Here is a 17,367-nt window from a genome sequence, read left to right as displayed (position 1 = left end):
GCGTTTGAGGCAGGTCCAGTCCAGCTGACGCCCGGTCAGTCCGGGATCCGCCATGCGTCGTCGGCCGGACGGCGCAGCAGTGCGGGACGGAGCCCCTGGTCAGGGGGGTCGTAGGTGCGGTGGAAGACCGGGGTGGCCGAACCCGACAGCGGCGGGACGATCCAGCTCCAGTCGGCGGGCACGGTGCGTCCGCTGCGCCGCTCCCGTTCGATGTGCGCGAGGAAGCGGGTGGACTCGGTGTGGTGGTCCGCCATGGTGACGCCGGCCTCCTGGAACGAGTGCAGTACCGCCAGGTTGAGCTCGACGAGGGCCCGGTCGCGCCAGAGGCTGCGGTCGCTGACGGTGTCCAGGCCGAACAGTGCGGCGACGGAGGGGAGCAGGTCGTAGCGGTCGCTGTCGCCGAGGTTGCGCGAGCCGATCTCGGTCCCCATGTACCAGCCGTTGAACGGCGCCGCCGGGTAGCGGACCCCGCCGATCTCCAGGGTCATGTCGGACACCGCGGGGACGGCGTACCAGCGCAGCCCGAGCCCGGCGAAGCCGGAGTGCTCCGGATGCCGCAGCGGCACCTCCAGCACGGCGTCGTCGGGGAGTTCGTAGTACTCCGGGGCACGGTCGGGGGCCGCCTGGACCAGCAGCGGCAGCGGGTCGAACTCCTCCTTGCCGCCCTTCCAGCCCAGCTCCCTGGCCAGGGCCAGGCGTCCGGCGCTGGCCGGGTCGTCGGCGTAGCGCACCAGCTGCTCGCTGAGCAGCCTGGCCGCCGGACGGCCCGGTCGGTCCGGTGCGAAGACGCTGATCACCGGCCGGATCCGGCCGCCGTTGCCGGCCAGCCGCAGGTGCTCGAAGCTCTGCTCGGCGATGTCGTCCGGGTGCCGCAGCTGCCGCAGGTCGCGCACGACCAGGCTGCGCCAGTACAGCCGCCCGATGCAGCGGGCGGCGTTGCGCCAGGCGACCCGGGCGCCGAAGGCCAGCTCCTCGGTGGTGTGCTCATAGGTCCCGTGGGACTCGATCGCCCTGCGGACCTCGCGCCAGCGCGGCTCCGGGTCGCCCGTGCCCGGGTTCTCCGCGGCGAACTGCCTGATGAACGTCTCGGCGGCGTTGAGTCGGGCGGTCGCCGCGGCCGGTCGACGGCGGCGGCCGATCCCGTGGTGCGATGGAATGGTGCGTTTGAACAGCAAGGAACATCCCTCCCGCCTCATGGGTACCTCAGGTGACCGAACGGACGCGGAGAGTGTGCGATAGTCCCCACGGCGCGCCGTGCGAACGGCTAGGGTGCTGTCCGTCGTGGCTCCCGGCTGCCCCGCGGATCGGCGGCGACCCGCCGACGACCCACCCTCGCGGTCCTGACCTGCGACAAAGCGGTTGGCCGAAGACCGGGGTCGATGGTCGTATGGGGCCATGACCGAGACGAACCACGCCGAGATGAACCACGCCGAGGTACTCGCCCTGTTCGACCGTCGGATGCGGCTGGAGGCCGCCCCCGACAGCCCCGGCGCCGTCGTTGAGCGGGTCGGAGACGTGCTGCGCCAGACCGGCGGCGGCCCGGACGCCTGGACCGGGGTGCTGTGGTCGGACCTGACCGAGGACACGGCCGACGCCGCCATCGCCGAGCAGGCCGCCTGCGCAGTGGAGGTCGGCCGCGAGTTCGAATGGAAGCTGTACGGGCACGACGGCCCGGCCGATCTCGGCGACCGCCTGCTGGCAGCCGGGTTCGAGCCGGAGCCGACCGAGGCGCTGATGGTGGCCCCGGCCGCCGGGCTGCTGGCGGATGCCGCGCCGGGGAACGCCGCGCTTCCGGAGGGGCTCCGGCTGCGGCAGGTCGTCGACCCGGCCGGGGTGGAGCTGGTGGTGCAGGTGCACTCCAGGGTGTTCGGCAGCAGCGCCGACCGGCTGCGGGAGCGGCTGCTGGCCCGGTTGGAGAACGATCCCGACACGCTGAGCATGGTCGTCGTGCTGGCGGACGGCGAGCCGGTGTGCGCTGCGCGGATGGAGCTCTACCCGGGAACCGGCTTCGCCGGGCTGTGGGGCGGAGGCACCCTGCCGGCCTGGCGCGGCAAGGGCATCTACCGCGCGCTGGTCGCCCACCGCGCCCGCGAGGCGGCCGCGGCCGGCTACCGCTATCTGCAGGTCGACGCCTCCGACATGAGCCGTCCGATCCTGGAGCGGCTGGGCTTCGCGGTGCTCAGCAGCACCACTCCCTATCTGCTGGTGCCGTAGGAGCCTCCGGCCGCTGAGGGGAACGGCCGCTGAGGGGGAAAGGCCGGGAACCCTTGACGCCCTTTGGCTAATTCGAGTAGCTTTATGGCTATCGGAGCTCGCCAGCGAAGAGGACGAGCCGACGAAGAGAACGAGGAAGCCATGAACACCACCGCCCCCACCCAGCACCTGGAGATCCCCCGCCCGGACGGCAGCGCCGGCCGCATCGCCTACGACGACCAGGGCACCGGCCCGGTCGTCCTGCTGGCCCCGGGCATGGGGGACGTCCGCGCCACCTTCCGCTTCCTCACCCCGCTGCTGCTGGCGGCCGGCTACCGGGTCGTCACCACCGACTACCGCGGTCTGGGGGAGTCCGACACCGGCTTCGACGAGTACAGCTCCGCCGCCACCGGCGGCGACCTGGCCGCGCTGATCCGCCACCTCGATGCGGGCCCGGTGCTGCTCTACGGCAACTCCTACACCGCCGCCTCCGCCGTGCACGTCCTCGCCGACAGCCCCGAGCTGCTGCGCGGCACGGTGCTCGCCGGGCCGTTCGTCAGGGACGCGCCGGCCACCCTGGTCGGCCGGATCGGCACCTTCCTGATCACCCGTCCGCTGCTGACGGCCCCGGTCTGGTTCGCCTGGTGGCCCAAGATGTTCCCGCAGCGCCCCGCCGACTACGCGGAGTACCTGGCCGCGGTCAGGGCCAACCTCAAGGAGCCGGGGCGCACCAAGGTCTACGCCCGGATGTGCGCCGCCGGGCACGGCCCGGCCGAGGCCGAGCTGCCCCGGGCGAAGGCGTCCGGCGTCCCGGTGCTGGTGGCGATGGGGACGGCCGACGCCGACTTCCCCGACGCCGCGGCGGAGGCCGAGTGGGTCGGCGAACAGCTCGGAGCGGCCGTCGAGATGGTCGAGGGCAGCGGCCACCACCCGCAGGTGGACGCCCCGGAGCAGATCAGGGACCTTATCCTGGCCTTCGACAGGGCGGCCTTCGTGGCAGCGTCGCACAGCGCCGAGAAGTGAGGACCCATCGGATGGCAAGGGCCGGCCTGACCCCGCAGATCGTGACCAGCTTCGCACTCGAGGTCCTCGACGGTGCGGGTCCCACCGGTCTCACCCTCAAGGCGGTCGCGGAGCGCGCCGGGGTCGCCCCGCCCTCGCTGTACAAGCACGTGCGCAGCCTGGAGGACCTCCGGGTGCTGATGACGCTGCGGGTCATGGACGAGGCCGCGGCCAGGATCGGCGCGGCCGTGATGGGTCTGGCCGGCGACGACGCGCTACGGGCCTTCCTCGCCGCGTTCCGGGCCTACGCGCGGGAGTTCCCGTACCGGCACGCGCTGCTGGAGAGCCCGCCGCCGGGCGGCGAGCACCAGCGGGAACTGGACGCCGCCGCCGGGCACCTGGTGGAGATCGCCTTCGCCACCGTCCGCGGGTACGGTCTGGCCGGGGACGACCTGGTGCACGCGGTGCGGGCGCTGCGGGCCGTCGTGGTCGGCTTCGTGGGGCTTGAGCTCGGCTCCGGATACATGCTCCCCACCGACCTGGACGACAGCTTCGCCTTTCTCACCGAGATCCTGGCCGGGGGGTTGGCCCGTAGGGCGGCGGCTGCGTCGTAGTCGGGGCAGTCGGAGTCGGAGTCGGAGTCGGTGTCAGGGGGACAGAACGCCCAGTAGACGGGCCACCTCGGCGGCCATCACCTCGCGGGCGGGTGCCAGCCACCGGCGGGGGTCGACCAGGGCCGGGTCGGCGGCCAGGGCCTCACGGACGGCCTCGGTGTAGAGGCGGTTGAGGTGGGTGGAGATGTTGACCTTGCGCATGCCCGCCGTCACCGCCGCCGCCATGGCCGGGTCGGGGACGCCCGAGGAGCCGTGCAGCACCAGCGGCACCGGGACCGCCGCGCGCAGGGCCGCGATCAGCGGCAGGTCCAGCGCCGCCGAACGCACCGTCATGGCGTGCGAGGAGCCCACCGCGACCGCCAGTGCGTCCACACCGGTGGCGGCGACGAACGCGGCCGCCTGGTCCGGATCCGTGCGCACGCCCGGGGTGTGTGCGCCGTCCTTGCCGCCGATCTCGCCCAGCTCGGCCTCCACCAGCAGACCGCGCTCGTGGCACCAGTCGGTGATCTCCCGGGTGGCCCGGACGTTCTCCTCCCAGGGGAGGGTGGAACCGTCGAACATCACCGAGCCGAATCCGCAGGCCGCGGCCTCCTGGATGAGGCCGAACCCGGTGGCGTGGTCCAGGTGCAGGGCGGCCGGGACCGGGCAGGCCCGTGCCGCTGCCCGCGTGGCCGAGGCGATGGGGGCCAGGGCGCCGTGGTAGCGCACCGCGTTCTCGCTGATCTGGAGGATCACGGGGGCCTTGGCCTGCTGCGCCCCGGCCAGGATCGCCTCGGCGTGCTCCAACTGGATGACGTTGAAGGCGCCCGCGGCGAAGCCGTCGCGTTCGGCGGTGCGGAGTATCTGCGCGGTCGGTGTGAGCGGCATTCGGTCGGCCCCCTGGGGTGGGTTGCTGATTCGGTTCGGTTCAGGGCTGAGCGTGTGTCAGTTCGCGGTACAGCTCCGGGTCGTAGTCGCCCGCGAGCGGCGCCGCCACGGCCGCTGCGGCCAGCGCCGCGGCGTCCGCGGTGGCGTCGGGCCAGGACAGTCCGTCGGCCAGGGCGATGGCCAGGGCGGCGGTGGCCGCGTCCCCGGCGCCGGTCGGGTTGCCGCGGATCCGGCGCGGGGCCGGGGTGTGCCAGCGCAGGCCCTCGGCGCTGCCGAACAGCCCGTCGGCCCCCGCGGTGACCACCGCCGTCGCCGCCCCCAGCCCCCGCAGCCGGTCGGCCGCAGTGGCCGGGTCGGCGCAGCCGGTGGCCCGGCGGGCCTCCTCGGCGTTGGGCTTCACCAGCGCGGGCCGCCCGGCCAGGCCGGCCAGCAGGGCCTCCCCGTCGGCGTCCAGCACGGCAGGGACGCCCAGCTGTTCGGCGCGGCGCAGCAGCACCGCGTAGGCGTCCGCCGGAACCCCCGGCGGCAGGCTGCCGGACAGCACCAGCACCTCCGCCTCGACCAGCGCGGTCGGGAAGTCGTGCTCGGCGAAGCGGCGCCACTCGGTGGCGGCGATCTCCGGGCCCGGCTCCCAGAGCCCGGTCACCTCGCCGTCGTCGTCGACCACGGCGACCGTGCGCCGGGTCGCTCCCCGGACCGGGGTCAGCCGGTGCGGCAGTCCGGCGGCGCACAGGTCCTCCCGCAGCGACCGGCCGGCGGGCCCGCCGGCCAGGCCGGCGACCAGCACCGACCGACCGCGCGCCGCCAGCACCCGGGCGGTGTTGACGCCCTTGCCGCCGGCCCGCTGCCGCACCGAGGCGACCCGGTTGGTCCCGCCGACCCTGAGCGCGTCGAGGCGGTAGGTGGTGTCCAGGGCGGCGTTGAGGGTGACGGTGACGATCATCAGGCGCCGGCTGCCGGCGCGGCCGCGAGCACCACCGACCGGGTCAGGTGCTGCGGGTTGTCCACGTCCCGGCCCAGTTTCCCGGCCAGGGCGACGCCGAGCCGCTGCACCCGGACCAGCTCGGCGACCGGGTCCAGGGCCGGCTGCTCCAGGTGCGCGCCGGTGGCCGCGACCTGCTCGGCCAGCCCCTCCGGCAGCTCGCCGAGGCTCCACACGGCCCGGCCGGAACGGGCGACGCTGATCGGCCCGTGCCGGTACTCCATGGCCGGGTAGGACTCGGTCCACCAGGCGGCGGTCTCACGGACCTTCAGCGCCGCCTCGCGGGCCAGGCCGTAGCTCCAGCCGCGGCCGAGGAAGCTGATCTGCTCGGCGTCCAGCAGTTCGGGGGCGATGTCCGCGGTGAGCGCGGTCGCGCCGTCGGCGACCACACCCTCGGTCCTCTCGCCGAGGTGGGCCCGGAGCAGCAGCAGTTGGGTGGTGGGGAAGCGGGTCTGCACCACCGAGCGCTCGTCGGCGAAGTCCAGCACCACCAGGTCGTCGGCCAGCTCCACGACCGGGGTGGCCGGGTCCGCGGTGATCGCGGTGGTGGCGACCGTGCCGCGGACGGCGCTGAGCAGTTCGAGCACCTCGGTGGTGGTGCCGGAGCGGGTCAGCGCCAGCACCCGGTCGTAGCGGCGGGCGAAGCCGGGGCCCAGCGGGGCCTCGGAGGCGGCGAAGGCGTCGGTCTCGCCGTGGCCCGCACCCTCGCGCAGTGCGGCATAGGCCTGGGCGAGGAACCAGGAGGTGCCGCAGCCGACCACGGCGACCCGCTCGCCGTGGCGGGGGAGCAGCGGTGCGAACTCCGGCAGCCGGTCGACGGCCTGCTGCCAGCAGTCGGGTTGCGAGGCGATCTCTTGCGCGGTCCAGGACATACGGGCCCTCTCCAGAGAGAACAGCTGATTGATACTGCTCAATAAATGCTTGTTTCAAGCAAAAACAAGCATACAGGCGTGGCCCGAAGACAGGAACACCCCCGTCCGGCAGTGCCGGACGGGGGTGCTTCTGACGAGGTATTGCTGACGGGATGCCCTACTGGGCCGGGGCCGAACCGTCGGACGGCGTCGTCGCCGTCGCCGATCCCGGGGCGAGGGCCGCGGCGCGGGTCGCGGAGCCGCCCAGGTCGCGGTGGACCGCGAGGGCGATCCGCTGGATGGTGGTCTCGCCGTAGGCCATGGTGCCGTTGTCCTGGGTCAGTACGGCCAGCCGGTAGTCGCGGCCGTTGCCGTTGACCGCGCCGATGCTGTGCACCCGCCAGCCGTGGGTGGCCCGGGGCAGCCAGCCGTTCTTGTTGGACACCTGTGTCCCGCCCGGCGCACCGTACGGGACACCCCACCGCTGCGACGGGGTGACCTGGGACATCAGCTTCAGCGCATAGGCCCGCCAGGTCGCGTTGAGGGCGTCGTGGTGGTCGGTGAAGGCGTCCAGCAGATGCACCTCGTCCCGGGCCGTGATCTGGGTCAGACCCCAGTAGTCTCCGGGGCCCGGACGGGTGCTGCGCATCTGGGCCAGGTCGAGGAACGCCTGGAAGCGGCTGCGGCCGACGCTGTTCCAGAGGCTGCTGGCGGCGGTGTTGTCGGAGTGGGTGATCATCGCCCTGAGGTTGGACGTCTCCCAGGCGGTGAGCCCGCGGTGCTGCTCCTGGGCCCGGCGGAGAACCGTGCCCATGATCGCGGCCTTGACCACGCTGGCCGAGTCGAAGTGGGTGTAGGCGTTGTAGCCGCAGAAGACGCCGGTGTGCTGGTCGTAGACGGCGAAGCCGATCTGGTCGGTGCGGCCCGAAAGGGCGGATCTCAGGTCGCGGGAGAGTTTGGCGGCCAGCGGCGCGTGCTTGGCCGATGCCGCCGTGCAGAGCGGCGAGGCAGCGGCCGCGGGGCCGGCGGCGACGAGTGGCAGCAGGGCGCCGAGTGAGGCGCTTCCCACCAGAGCGGCCAGCAGGCGCCGGGAGCGGGACGTACGGGGTACGGGCACAGGCGGGGACCCTTCTGTGAAGCCGATGAGGAGAACTGGTGATCAGTGTGCGCGCACATTCTCCCGCTTCCGTGTTGCCTGCTGACGGCGTGTCGGATGACGGCCCGTCCCGCCCCGCTGCCGCGGCGTCAGTCCTTGCGGCCGGTGACCGCGACGGTCAGTCCCAAGCCGATCATGGCCAGCCCACCGGCCCCGCCGACCAGTGAGAGCCGCCGCGGCGAGCGGGCGAACCACGAGCGCGCGGTGGAGGCGACCAGGCCCCACAAGCTGTCCGACACCAGTGCGATACCGGTGAACACGAGGCCGAGCAGCAGTAGTTGCAGCGTCACCCGGCCGTTCCCACGGTCGGTGAACTGCGGCAGCACGGCGGCGAAGAACACCATGGTCTTGGGATTGGCCACACCCACGACGAACCCCTCCCACACGGTCCGCGCCCCGCCGCGCGGCGGCGGGGCGTCGGCCGCGAAGGCCGCGCGCAGCGACTCCCGGTGCCGGATCGCCTTGGCCCCGAGGAAGACCAGATAGCAGGCCCCTGCCAGCTTCAGCGCGGTGAACAGCAGCACCGAACGCTCCACCAGCGGGCCGACACCCATGGAGACCGCCACCACCAGCACGAACGCGCCCACGGAATTGCCCAGGACCGACAGCAGCGCGGTACGCCGCCCGTGCGCCAGCGCCCGGCCCACCACGAACAGCACGCTCGGCCCGGGGATCACGATCAGCAGCAGCGACACCGCGGCGAACGCGGCCAGCCGGTCGAAAGGCACCACAGGAGACCCCCGGTTCGGTCCATGCGCTCCGTGCTCTCCACCGCGCGGAGCACGCGTGCGGGAACTGTAGAACGCGTGGCGTGGAGGAGTCACCGCATTTAACCCCGGCCTGGACGGGACGGTCGCACGACGGTCCGTCAGGCGGAATGCAGCCAGGGCCATGCCGCGCGGGCCCCGGCCTCCAGCAGCGGCACCATCCGGAACGCGGCATCGGTCAGCCCGCCGAACGCGTGTCGGTTGCGGCCACCCGACGGCGCGTGGCCGGCCGCGTACCCGGCGAGGTTCCAGGTGTACATCGGCACCGCCTCCGGGATCGACCTGGTGACCTCGACGGGGTCGGCGCCGGCCTGCTCGTCGGTGACGACGACCACCCGGTCGTGGCCCTTGAAGGTGGCGCGCAGGGCCGCGGCGGTGTCGGTGCCGCCGCCGAGGAACCAGCCGCCGTCCTTCCACCGCTTCACGCCGCTCAGCAGCGACTCCCCGGCAGCGAGCGGGAACGCCTTGACCTTCGCTCCGGGCTTGTCCTTGCGGTAGTACCGGGCGGAGGAGAACGACACGACGTCGGCAGTCCGGCAGCGCTGCCCCAGGGCGATCCCGAACAGGGCCGCGGCGTCCCAGCGCATCAGGGTGCCGTCCTTGGAGAAGCCGGCCTGCATGGAGGAGCTGGTGTCCACCAGGACCAGGGTCCGGCCCGGCAGCACCGGGATGTTGGCGAGGCACGCGGTCAGGGCCTTCTCCAGCGCCCACCCCCAGCGCAGCGAAGGGGCCGCGTTGAACGCGGAGTAGAACCGCATGGGCAGCTGCCGCGATCGGGCGACCTCGGCAGGGTCGGCCAGCTTCGCCGCCACCTGCTCGGCGACCGCGTCGGACACCCCGGCCTGGTCGAAGTTGCGCAGGTTCCGAACCAGCGACATGTAGCCCATGGACGGGATCACGGCCTCCCACGCCTGCGCGTCCATCGGCCCCTGCAGCCAGCCGGCCAGCCCCTCCCAGGTGAGGTGGGCGGTCCGGAACAGTCCGTTCTGCTGCGGGGTGCCCTGTCCGAGCATGGCGGCCCGCCGCTCCTGGACCGGGATGCCGTTGAGGAGGGCGTGTGCGCGGACCGGGCCCAGCCGGGCCGGGATCTCGGTGTCGCGGCCGTGGCGCCGGTCGATGGCGTGCTTGAACAGGTCGCCCTGCCAGGGCTTGTCGGGGTGGGGTGCGGCATGGACCAGTTCGAGGACGTCGCCGAAGCGGTAGCCCTTGGAAGCGGTGTCGTACTTGAGCAGGGCGCGACTGTCGTAGAGACGCTGGACGGCGTCGCTGACGCCGCGCTTCACGGGCTTGGGCAGGCTCCGGCCGTAGCGGCCGGTCCAGTAGGCCAGCAGCTCGCCGGGCTCGTCCGGGCGCTGCAGTACCGACTCGACCACCTGGCGGGACACGCCCGGCAGTGCGGCGTCGAGCCGGGCCCGGGTGAACTCGGCGGCGCCCACCAGGGACGCGGTGCGCATGTTGCCGTCGGCGCGGAGCCACTTGAGCAGGCCGGCGGTCCACTCGGGGTCCTCGACGGCGAGCTTGCGGACGAGCTGGGTGTAGCGGTCGTCGCGGTCGCCGCCGTTCTCGTAGAAGGTGTCCTGGCCGACGAAGTTGGCGACGGCCAGAAGGAAGAGCTCACTCCTGGCGTCGCGGACATAACCGGTTCCGCCCTCGTGGGTGGCAGCGGTCTGCCCGGTCGCGGCGACGGGCGAGGTGCCGACCGGCTTGGCGGTGCGGGTGTTGAACCTGGACATGAAAGCCCCCCTTGGCAGGAGGAGGACATGCGGCGGGGTGCCCGAGATCGAGGTCGGTGACGGGCTTGTCGTGCCGAGCGCTCTGCCACTGAGCTGCCGGCCGGGTTCGCGCCCGGTCGAGCGGGCTCCAGGCACCCCCGTTGCAGGTCCTCCCGAGATCAATGGCGGCCGCCGGTACGGTTCTTTCAGAGAGAAGTAACCGGGGGCCTTCGCACCGGGAGGTGCAGTCGGAAGTCTTCAAAAATGCAGTCCAGAGATCAAGGTCGGTCTCGGAAACGTACGTGTGCTGCTTACACCACCGCTGACCGTTGCTCAGCGGCCGGGATTCGCACCCGGACATCGTCCACCAGAGGGAAGTATCCGATACCTGCGCACCTGGACGATGTCCAAGCTACCCGGCCGGGGACATCGAGCGGCACTGATTTTCCGGCTACTGCGGGGGCAGCCTGTCCATGTACTTCATCGCGTTCACGACGTCCAGGACGGTCAGGCTGTCGGCGGGACCGACGGGCGCGAACACGTACACCGTGCCGGAGTTGGCGAAGTTCAGGTTCAGTTGGATGGTGTCGCCTGCCTTGGGCACCCGCTTGAGGCCGCTCAGCGCCAGATGGTCCGCACCCGCCTTCAGCGTCACCGAGCCGTGCGCGGGAACGGTGATCCACGGCAGTGCGGCGGGGGAGGAGGCGTCCACGAGACTGATGGCGCCCGCCCACGGGCTGGAGGCCCCCACCAGCCGGTCGGGCGTCCCGCCGTTGTTGCGGATGGTCACATAGGCGGAGAGCGTGGTGGCTCCGGCCGCAGGCGGGTCGAGGTGCGCGCTGCTCATCCCGATCAGCGCGGGCGAGGACGCGGCGGTGGCCGCGGTTGCGGGCTGGGGCGCGCTGCGCCCCCACAGCAGCAGCACCACGGCGATCGCCACCAGCACCGGCGCCTGGAGCTGGAGCAGCCGCCGCAGCCTGCCCGCCCCGCCGCGCTGACGGCGGCCGCGCGCCTCCAGCAGCGCGGCCTCCCGCTCCAGCGCGACGAGCTCCAGCTCCTCGGCGTCGTCCATGCGCGATGCTCCCCAGCCGGTTCTTCCTAGTAGCCCGAGGGCCAGGTGAAGTCCTTGTACGCGGTCACGGTGCCGACGTCGATCTGGATCTTCTCGTAGGAGGTCAGCACGATCGCGGCGGGGTCGCCGGTGTACTTCTTGCCGTCCACGAAGACGGTGACCACGCCCTTGTTGGGGCCGACCTGGGTGCTGCTCAGCGGCTGCTTCCAGACGTCGAAGAAGTTGCCCAGGGTGTACTTGCGCTCGGACGGGGACTCGACGTGGACGACACCGGTCTCGTCGTGGGTGTGCAGGAAGTAGAACTTGCTGCCGCCGCTGACGAAGGCCGAGGAACCGGAGCCGCTGAGCGAGTACGGCGGCACGATGCCGATGCCGTACGGGATGAGCTTCTGCACGCCGTTGACGTAGATCTGCAGGTGCGCGTGGATGTGGTAGACCGTGGTCTCCATCGAGTTGCTCTTCACCACGCTGTCCACGTCGCCACCGGTGGACTGGTCGGCGGTGGTGGCGAGCAGGTTGGCGCTCTTGTCGATGGACGGGTCCGAGGCCTGCTTGGCGACAGCCGCCTTGGCGTTGTCCTTGTTGGTGCTGGAGATGGCGAAGGTGGCCGCGGTGCCCGCACCGGCGAGGACGACCACTCCGGCCGCGACCCAGGCGATGGTGACCCTGCGCTGGCGACGGGCCTCGATGCGGCGCTGCTCGGCGATCTTCGCCTGGGCTATACGGCGCCGGTCGGCGTTCGACGGCTTCTTCTGTGTCATCGGTCCTCAGTAGCTTCCGGCATGCCCTGGAAACAGTGTGTACGGTCCCCGCGGCGTCACGTTAGTAGGTGCGGCTGCTTAGCGTCTCGCAAGTGTGCAGGGGAAAGGTGAGACGACGATCTTATTTTGTGGTGATATGACCGGTATAAGAAAATTACAGCTTGGTAACGGAGCCGAGTCGTCGGTCACGATGCCTGGGGAGGGGTTCCCGTGGCAGAACGATGCGAACTCCCGTGCGGGTCGGTGCAATGGCCGGCCGAGGGCCCGTCGGATCCTGGCGTGCCCGGGCTCCCGAGCTGGAGCAGCTCCGGGGTGGCGTGGTCGACCTGCAGGGTGCTGTGCTCGATCCGGTGGCGCTCGCGCAGCGCCTGCTCCAGGCAGAGCCGTACCGCGTGGCAGTCCTGGTCGCTGCGGACCAGGACGTGCGCGGACAGGGCGGGATAGCCGGACGTGATGGTCCAGATGTGCAGATCGTGCACCTCCACCACCCCCGGCACGGCGGCCAGCTCGGTGCCGATCGCATCCGGGTCGAGCCCGGCCGGGGCCGCCTCCAGGAAGATCCGTCCGGACTCGCGCACCAGTCCGTAGCCGGCGTGGAACATCAGCGCGGCAACCACCAGCGTCGCGATGGCGTCGGCGCGGTCGAAGCCGGTGAGCATCACGACCAGGCCGGCCAGGGCGGTGGCGATGAAGGCCCAGGCGTCGTTGAGGATGTGCTGGTAGGCGCCCTCGACATTGAGACTGCTGCGGTTGGCCCGGGAGATCAGCCAGGCGGCCAGGACGTTGACGACGATCCCGACCAGTGCGGTGACCAGGACGGTCCCGCCGCCGACAGAGGGCGGGCTGACCAGGCGGCGGACGGCCTCATAGGTGAACACGGCGCCCAGGCCGAGCAGGGTGATCCCGTTGGCCTGCGCCGAGAGGATCTCCGCGCGCTTGAAGCCGAAGGTGAGCGCGCCCTTGGCGGGGCGTGCGGCGAGTCCCATGGCCACCAGGGCCAGCGCCAGCGAGGCGGCGTCGGTCAGCATGTGCCCGGCGTCCGAGATCAGCGCCAGCGACTTCGCCAGCAGGCCGACGATCACCTCGCCGAGCATGAAGGCGGCGATCAGCGCGAGCGCGGCCTTCAGATACCGGCGGTCCGCGTCCGCGGCCACGCCGTGGCTGTGGCCGGTGTGGCCGGGGCCGTGGCCGTGCGACTCGGCGTGGGCGTGGTTGCTGTCGTGGTCGTGGGCGTCCCCGTCGGTACGACCGTGGCCCGGCCGCTGGTGCGCCTGCGCGCGGGTGGGGCTCACCGGTTCCTCCTCCGTCGACTTCGATCACCACGATACCCGAACATATGAAAGATCCTTCATGTGTTGCGCGTCGGCCTGCTAAACCGTTCGCGACCGACCGGGGCCCGCCCTAACGTTCCAGCACGGCCACCACTCGCCCGCTCATCGCGGTCCTCAGCGGAGCCGGCTTCTCCACGGATTCCGGCATTCCGGACTATAGGGGCCCCAACGGCCTGTGGCGTCGCGACCCGGAGGCAGAGAAGCTCGTCACCATCGCCGACTACCGCGACGACCCCGAGGTGCGCCGCAAGGCCTGGCAGATGCGTCTGGAGGTCGGCATGCTCGCGGCCGGTCCCAACGTCGCCCACCGCGCCCTCGCCGAACTGGAGCAGGCCGGCCGCTGCGGGTGCTCGGCACCGCCGTTCCTGCCCTGGTCCGGCGACTGCTCAGCGAGGCGGCGGGACAGCCGGACAACTGAGCGTCAGGTCTCCACCGAGCGGCGTCAGGTTCTGCGGGCGAGCAGATGGAGCTCGCGGAACTGGCGGCGGTCGGTCGGTTTGGGCTCGAAAATCAGTCGGGAGACCTCCACCAGCTCCGAGGCGCGCAGCAAGTCGGCGAGATGGTCCGGCCACCAGCGGTAGGCCGCCGTCACCGTGTGGTCGAAGACCTGCGTCGGGTGGGCGGGGCCCTCGCTGGCGTACAGGCTGATCAGCAGGTGGCCGCCGGGTGCCAGGACGCGCCGGAACTCCGCCAGGATCGCCGGGACGTCCTGCGGCGGGGTGTGGATGATGGACGAACGCGACAGCACCCCGCCCAGCGCGCCGTCCGCGATCTCCAACGCCGCCATCGAGCCGAGCTCGAACCGCAGCTCCGGGTAGGCCTCGCGAGCCAGGGCGATCATCGCGGGGGAGGCGTCGACGCCGAACGCCGTCAGCCCCAAGCTGCTCAGGTGAGCCGTGATGTGGCCGGGACCGCAGCCCAGGTCCGCGACCGGACCCCCGCCGCCGGCGCGTACGAGCTCGGCGAAGGCGGCGAGGAGCGCGCGCTCCAGGGGGCGGTCCCGCAGGGTGTCGCGGAACTGCTCGGCGTAGATGCCAGCCCAGGTGTCATAGGCGTCGCGGGTGGCCTGGAGGGAAGGGCGGAGGGAAGGGGAGTCGACCATGGCCGGCACCCTAGTATCCGGGTCCGACAACTCGTCAGACCGCTGGTGGGGGAGCGGCAGGCGGGCAGGGGACGCCGGTCGGCGCGACGGCTGCGGCTGCGGCTGCGGAGTGCAGGGTTCGGCCCGGCCGGGCCGTGCGCAGGACCCGTACGTCGCGGACCGCGAGCATGGCCAGCGTGCTCAGCGCGATGATCCCGGCCGAGCCGAGCAGGGTGTCGCGGACGCCGAACGCGGATGCCAGCGGACCGACCGTGACCTGCGACAGGGGGATGGCGACGAAGGAGCCGACCATGTCGTAGGAGTAGACCCGGGCGAGCCGGTCCGCCGGGATCTCCTGCTGGAGCGAGGTCTCCCAGGCGACGCCGAACTGTTCGAGGCACATTCCGCACAGGAACGCGGCCACCGTGAGTGCGTAGACCGGGACACGCAGAGCCAGCCCGAGCGGCAGCGTCACCTCGGCGGCCACGCAGGCCACGCCCACCAGGAGCAGCCGCTGCGGACGAAGTCGCAGCGCCACCACCCCGCCGACCACCAAGCCGGCCGTCTGGGCGGCGAGGACGCCGCCCCACCAGGAGCGGCCGAACGTCGCGTCGGCGACGGAAGGACCGAGCACGGAGGTCGCGCCGACCACTGCGGCGTTGATGAAGCCGAAGGCGACGACGACCACCCACACCCAGGTCCGGGCGATGAACTCGGTCCACCCTTCCCGTAGTTCGCTGATCAGGCCGCGGCCTTCGGGACTACGGGCCGGCCCGCCGGGGACCCGCAGGCGCTGGAAGAGCAGCGCGGAGAGCAGGAAACTGGCCGAGTCCGCGGCCAGGCCCCAGCCCGCGCCCACGGTGGCCACCAGCACTCCGCCGAGGGAGGCTCCGATGATCTGTGCGGCGTTGCCGAACATGCGGTTGAGCGCATTGGCCGACTGGCGCAGTTCCTCGGGCACGGTCTGCGGAACGAGGGCCGAGGTGGCCGGAAGGGCGAACGCGGCGAAGGTGCCGTTCGCGGCGGAGAGCACGAGCAGGGTGGGGACGGTCGCGGAGTGGGTGAGCACCAGCGCCGCGACCGCAGCCTGGCTGGCGCCACTGAGCAGCCCGGAGCCGACCATCACCAGGTGCCGGGGGAGCCGGTCGGCGAGGACTCCGCCGAAGAGCAGGAAGACGACATTGAACAGCGACCGGATACCCACGACCACCCCGAGGTCGTTGACCGACCCCGTGAGGTCCAGCACCGCGAACGCCAGGGCGATGGGGGCGACCCCACTGCCGAGGGTGTTCACCCAGCGTCCGGCGACGAGCAGGCGGAAGGCGGGGTGCCGGAGCGGCGCGAGGGCGGAGCGTGGATCGGCAGGCATCCGCGCACCCTCGCGCGGCTTGCGGACGATCGTCAACGGGATATCGACGGCCCGGTCGGCCATTGACGCCCTCCGGTGCCACGGATACGGTCGCATCAACAAACTGTTGAAAACTTGGAGGACCACGCGATGGCGCGTCATGAGGGCTCGGACTCGGACTCGGCGGATGGCCTGCAGTACGGCACGACGCTCTCCGGCGCCGTGCGGGAAGAGGTCGACGGCGCCCTCGCCGAGGTCGACGCGGAGCTGGCGCTGCGGTACCCGGGCGAGCCGAGCAGTCGTCAGCCCGTCCACACCGTGTACGTCCCGGGCGACGCCCTCGCAGAGACGGGGGTGGGCGAACTGGTGGCGGACTGGGGCCGCCAGGCCCTGGCCCTGCTCGACCGGCACGCCCCCGACGCCGCCACACTGGCCGACATCGTCGGTCGCCCCGCTGACCGGCTCGCCGACGAGGTCTACGGCCGGGTCCGGGCCAAGCTCGAACGTGAACCCGTCGAAGACCTCCGCATCGACTTCGAGGACGGCTACGGCGCCCGCCCCGATGCCGAGGAGGACGCCGCCGCGGTGCGCGCGGCCCGGGCGGTGGCCGCGGCAGTGGCCGACGGGACCGCGCCGCCGTACGTCGGCATCCGGATGAAGTGCATGGAAGCGGCAGTCCGTCGCCGCGGCATCCGCACCCTCGACCTCTTCCTGACCGAGCTGCTCGCAGCGAGCGGGGGCGGCGGCGGTCTGCCGGAGGGGCTGGTGCTCACCCTCCCCAAGGTCACCTACACCCAGCAGGTCAGCGCGATGGTCCGGCTCGTCGAGGACTTCGAGCGGGCGGCAGGGCTCGCGGCCGGCCGAATCGGCTTCGAGATCCAGATCGAGACCACCCAGTCCATCCTCGGCGCCGACGGCCGGGCGACGGTGGCCCGCATGATCGACGCCGCGGAGGGCCGGGCCACCGGACTCCATTACGGCACCTTCGACTACAGCGCCTCGTGCGGGGTGGGCGCGGCCTACCAGAGCATGGAGCACCCCGTCGCCGACCACGCCAAGGCCGTGATGCAGGTCGCCGCGGCAGGTACAGGCGTGCGCCTGTCGGACGGCTCGACCAATGTCATCCCCACCGGCGACGCCGCCCAGGTCCGCGACGCCTGGCAGCTCCACCACCGCCTGGTCCGCCGCTCGCTGGAGCGTGCCTACTACCAGGGCTGGGACATGCACCCGGGCCATCTGCCGACGCGTTACGCCGCCGTCTACTCCTTCTACCGCGAGGGCCTGGACCAGGCGGCGGCCCGCCTCAGCGCCTACGTCTCCCGTACGGAGGGGGACGTCATGGACGAGCCGGCCACCGCCAAGGCCCTGAGCAGCTACCTGCTGCGAGGCCTCGACTGCGGAGCGGTCGACACCGCCGAGGTGGAGAAGGCCACGGGCCTGGACCGCGGGCAGCTGAACGGGCTCGCCGGACGCTGAGGCTGCTGGGGCAGCCGATTTGCCGAGGGGGTGCCGCTGCCGTAATGTTCTGCGGGTTGCCCTGCGGACAGCGGTGGCGGCAAACCTCCTGATCAGACGGCATGGGCTTTCTTTGGAATGGCGTTTTTCGGGAAAGCGGATGAATTGGCTTGGG

Annotated in this window: 16 protein-coding genes and 1 pseudogene; 5 read left to right on the top strand and 12 right to left on the bottom strand. The window is 72.1% G+C overall.

Annotated elements, in window-relative coordinates; genetic code table 11:
* Positions 1–35: 35 nt before the first annotated feature.
* The gene (locus TR46_RS33050; RefSeq protein WP_042409443.1) at positions 36–1,139 is read right to left on the bottom strand and encodes a nitric oxide synthase oxygenase; all 1,104 of its coding nucleotides are present in this window, start codon (positions 1,137–1,139) and stop codon (positions 36–38) included.
* A gap of 280 nt (positions 1,140–1,419) precedes the next feature.
* Between TR46_RS33050 and TR46_RS33045 the strand changes: the two genes are divergently transcribed.
* The 3 genes from TR46_RS33045 (at position 1,420) to TR46_RS33035 (ending at position 3,809) form a co-directional block, all read left to right on the top strand.
* Entirely contained in the window at positions 1,420–2,214 is a 795-nt protein-coding gene (locus tag TR46_RS33045) for a GNAT family N-acetyltransferase (protein WP_042409440.1), read from the top strand.
* A 141-nt stretch (positions 2,215–2,355) separates the two neighbouring features.
* On the top strand, positions 2,356–3,216 hold the full coding sequence (locus tag TR46_RS33040) for an alpha/beta fold hydrolase (RefSeq protein WP_042409391.1): 861 nt from the start codon (positions 2,356–2,358) through the stop codon (positions 3,214–3,216).
* An 11-nt stretch (positions 3,217–3,227) separates the two neighbouring features.
* Positions 3,228–3,809, top strand: a complete 582-nt coding sequence (locus tag TR46_RS33035) for a TetR/AcrR family transcriptional regulator (protein ID WP_042409388.1) — start codon at positions 3,228–3,230, stop codon at positions 3,807–3,809.
* A gap of 33 nt (positions 3,810–3,842) precedes the next feature.
* Here the strand turns inward: TR46_RS33035 and TR46_RS33030 are convergent, their stop codons facing one another.
* The 9 genes from TR46_RS33030 to TR46_RS32990 all read right to left on the bottom strand — a co-directional run bounded on the left by TR46_RS33030 (position 3,843) and on the right by TR46_RS32990 (position 13,269).
* Positions 3,843–4,676, bottom strand: a complete 834-nt coding sequence (locus tag TR46_RS33030) for a class II fructose-bisphosphate aldolase (RefSeq protein WP_042409385.1) — start codon at positions 4,674–4,676, stop codon at positions 3,843–3,845.
* Positions 4,677–4,716: 40 nt separating this feature from the next.
* On the bottom strand, positions 4,717–5,619 hold the full coding sequence (locus tag TR46_RS33025) for a 1-phosphofructokinase family hexose kinase (RefSeq protein ID WP_042409381.1): 903 nt from the start codon (positions 5,617–5,619) through the stop codon (positions 4,717–4,719).
* Entirely contained in the window at positions 5,619–6,530 is a 912-nt protein-coding gene (locus TR46_RS33020; RefSeq protein WP_042409378.1) for an SIS domain-containing protein, read from the bottom strand. The genes TR46_RS33025 and TR46_RS33020 overlap by 1 nt, the downstream gene beginning before the upstream one ends.
* A gap of 157 nt (positions 6,531–6,687) precedes the next feature.
* Positions 6,688–7,626 carry a serine hydrolase gene (locus tag TR46_RS33015; protein WP_236655628.1) on the bottom strand — a complete coding sequence of 313 codons (939 nt, stop codon included), beginning with the start codon at positions 7,624–7,626 and terminating at the stop codon, positions 6,688–6,690.
* 128 nt (positions 7,627–7,754) lie between these two features.
* Entirely contained in the window at positions 7,755–8,396 is a 642-nt protein-coding gene (locus tag TR46_RS33010; RefSeq protein WP_042409375.1) for a LysE family translocator, read from the bottom strand.
* A gap of 137 nt (positions 8,397–8,533) precedes the next feature.
* The gene (locus TR46_RS33005; RefSeq protein ID WP_042409372.1) at positions 8,534–10,165 is read right to left on the bottom strand and encodes a TROVE domain-containing protein; all 1,632 of its coding nucleotides are present in this window, start codon (positions 10,163–10,165) and stop codon (positions 8,534–8,536) included.
* Positions 10,166–10,595: 430 nt separating this feature from the next.
* The gene (locus TR46_RS38535) at positions 10,596–11,216 is read right to left on the bottom strand and encodes a copper chaperone PCu(A)C (RefSeq protein ID WP_052433312.1); all 621 of its coding nucleotides are present in this window, start codon (positions 11,214–11,216) and stop codon (positions 10,596–10,598) included.
* 26 nt (positions 11,217–11,242) lie between these two features.
* Entirely contained in the window at positions 11,243–11,977 is a 735-nt protein-coding gene (locus TR46_RS38530) for a hypothetical protein (protein ID WP_052433311.1), read from the bottom strand.
* A gap of 185 nt (positions 11,978–12,162) precedes the next feature.
* The gene (locus TR46_RS32990) at positions 12,163–13,269 is read right to left on the bottom strand and encodes a cation diffusion facilitator family transporter (protein WP_042409368.1); all 1,107 of its coding nucleotides are present in this window, start codon (positions 13,267–13,269) and stop codon (positions 12,163–12,165) included.
* A 143-nt stretch (positions 13,270–13,412) separates the two neighbouring features.
* Between TR46_RS32990 and TR46_RS40320 the strand changes: the two are divergent.
* Positions 13,413–13,646: pseudogene (locus TR46_RS40320) on the top strand (Sir2 family NAD-dependent protein deacetylase); the annotation flags it as partial.
* Positions 13,647–13,750: 104 nt separating this feature from the next.
* Here TR46_RS40320 and TR46_RS32985 read toward each other — a convergent pair.
* The gene (locus TR46_RS32985; protein ID WP_042409432.1) at positions 13,751–14,410 is read right to left on the bottom strand and encodes a class I SAM-dependent DNA methyltransferase; all 660 of its coding nucleotides are present in this window, start codon (positions 14,408–14,410) and stop codon (positions 13,751–13,753) included.
* A 34-nt stretch (positions 14,411–14,444) separates the two neighbouring features.
* On the bottom strand, positions 14,445–15,758 hold the full coding sequence (locus TR46_RS32980; protein WP_084719144.1) for an MFS transporter: 1,314 nt from the start codon (positions 15,756–15,758) through the stop codon (positions 14,445–14,447).
* A 129-nt stretch (positions 15,759–15,887) separates the two neighbouring features.
* Here TR46_RS32980 and TR46_RS32975 point away from each other — a divergent pair, with 129 nt between their 5' ends.
* Positions 15,888–17,213 carry a DUF6986 family protein gene (locus TR46_RS32975; RefSeq protein ID WP_042409366.1) on the top strand — a complete coding sequence of 442 codons (1,326 nt, stop codon included), beginning with the start codon at positions 15,888–15,890 and terminating at the stop codon, positions 17,211–17,213.
* Positions 17,214–17,367: the final 154 nt, after the last annotated feature.

The organism is Streptacidiphilus carbonis, from assembly GCF_000787775.1.
Taxonomy (GTDB): domain Bacteria; phylum Actinomycetota; class Actinomycetes; order Streptomycetales; family Streptomycetaceae; genus Streptacidiphilus; species Streptacidiphilus carbonis.
Note: the sequence above shows the minus strand (reverse complement) of the source record. Positions and strands in the feature narration are given on the sequence as shown.

Coding starts and splice junctions, on each gene's coding strand:
- TR46_RS33040 (WP_042409391.1), top strand. CDS start 2,356: ATGAACACCACCGCCCCCACCCAGCACCTGGAGATCCCCCGCCCGGAC.
- TR46_RS38535 (WP_052433312.1), bottom strand. CDS start 11,216: ATGGACGACGCCGAGGAGCTGGAGCTCGTCGCGCTGGAGCGGGAGGCC.
- TR46_RS33005 (WP_042409372.1), bottom strand. CDS start 10,165: ATGTCCAGGTTCAACACCCGCACCGCCAAGCCGGTCGGCACCTCGCCC.
- TR46_RS33025 (WP_042409381.1), bottom strand. CDS start 5,619: ATGATCGTCACCGTCACCCTCAACGCCGCCCTGGACACCACCTACCGC.
- TR46_RS32980 (WP_084719144.1), bottom strand. CDS start 15,758: ATGCCTGCCGATCCACGCTCCGCCCTCGCGCCGCTCCGGCACCCCGCC.
- TR46_RS32985 (WP_042409432.1), bottom strand. CDS start 14,410: ATGGTCGACTCCCCTTCCCTCCGCCCTTCCCTCCAGGCCACCCGCGAC.
- TR46_RS33020 (WP_042409378.1), bottom strand. CDS start 6,530: ATGTCCTGGACCGCGCAAGAGATCGCCTCGCAACCCGACTGCTGGCAG.
- TR46_RS38530 (WP_052433311.1), bottom strand. CDS start 11,977: ATGACACAGAAGAAGCCGTCGAACGCCGACCGGCGCCGTATAGCCCAG.
- TR46_RS33030 (WP_042409385.1), bottom strand. CDS start 4,676: ATGCCGCTCACACCGACCGCGCAGATACTCCGCACCGCCGAACGCGAC.
- TR46_RS33045 (WP_042409440.1), top strand. CDS start 1,420: ATGAACCACGCCGAGGTACTCGCCCTGTTCGACCGTCGGATGCGGCTG.
- TR46_RS33035 (WP_042409388.1), top strand. CDS start 3,228: ATGGCAAGGGCCGGCCTGACCCCGCAGATCGTGACCAGCTTCGCACTC.
- TR46_RS32975 (WP_042409366.1), top strand. CDS start 15,888: ATGGCGCGTCATGAGGGCTCGGACTCGGACTCGGCGGATGGCCTGCAG.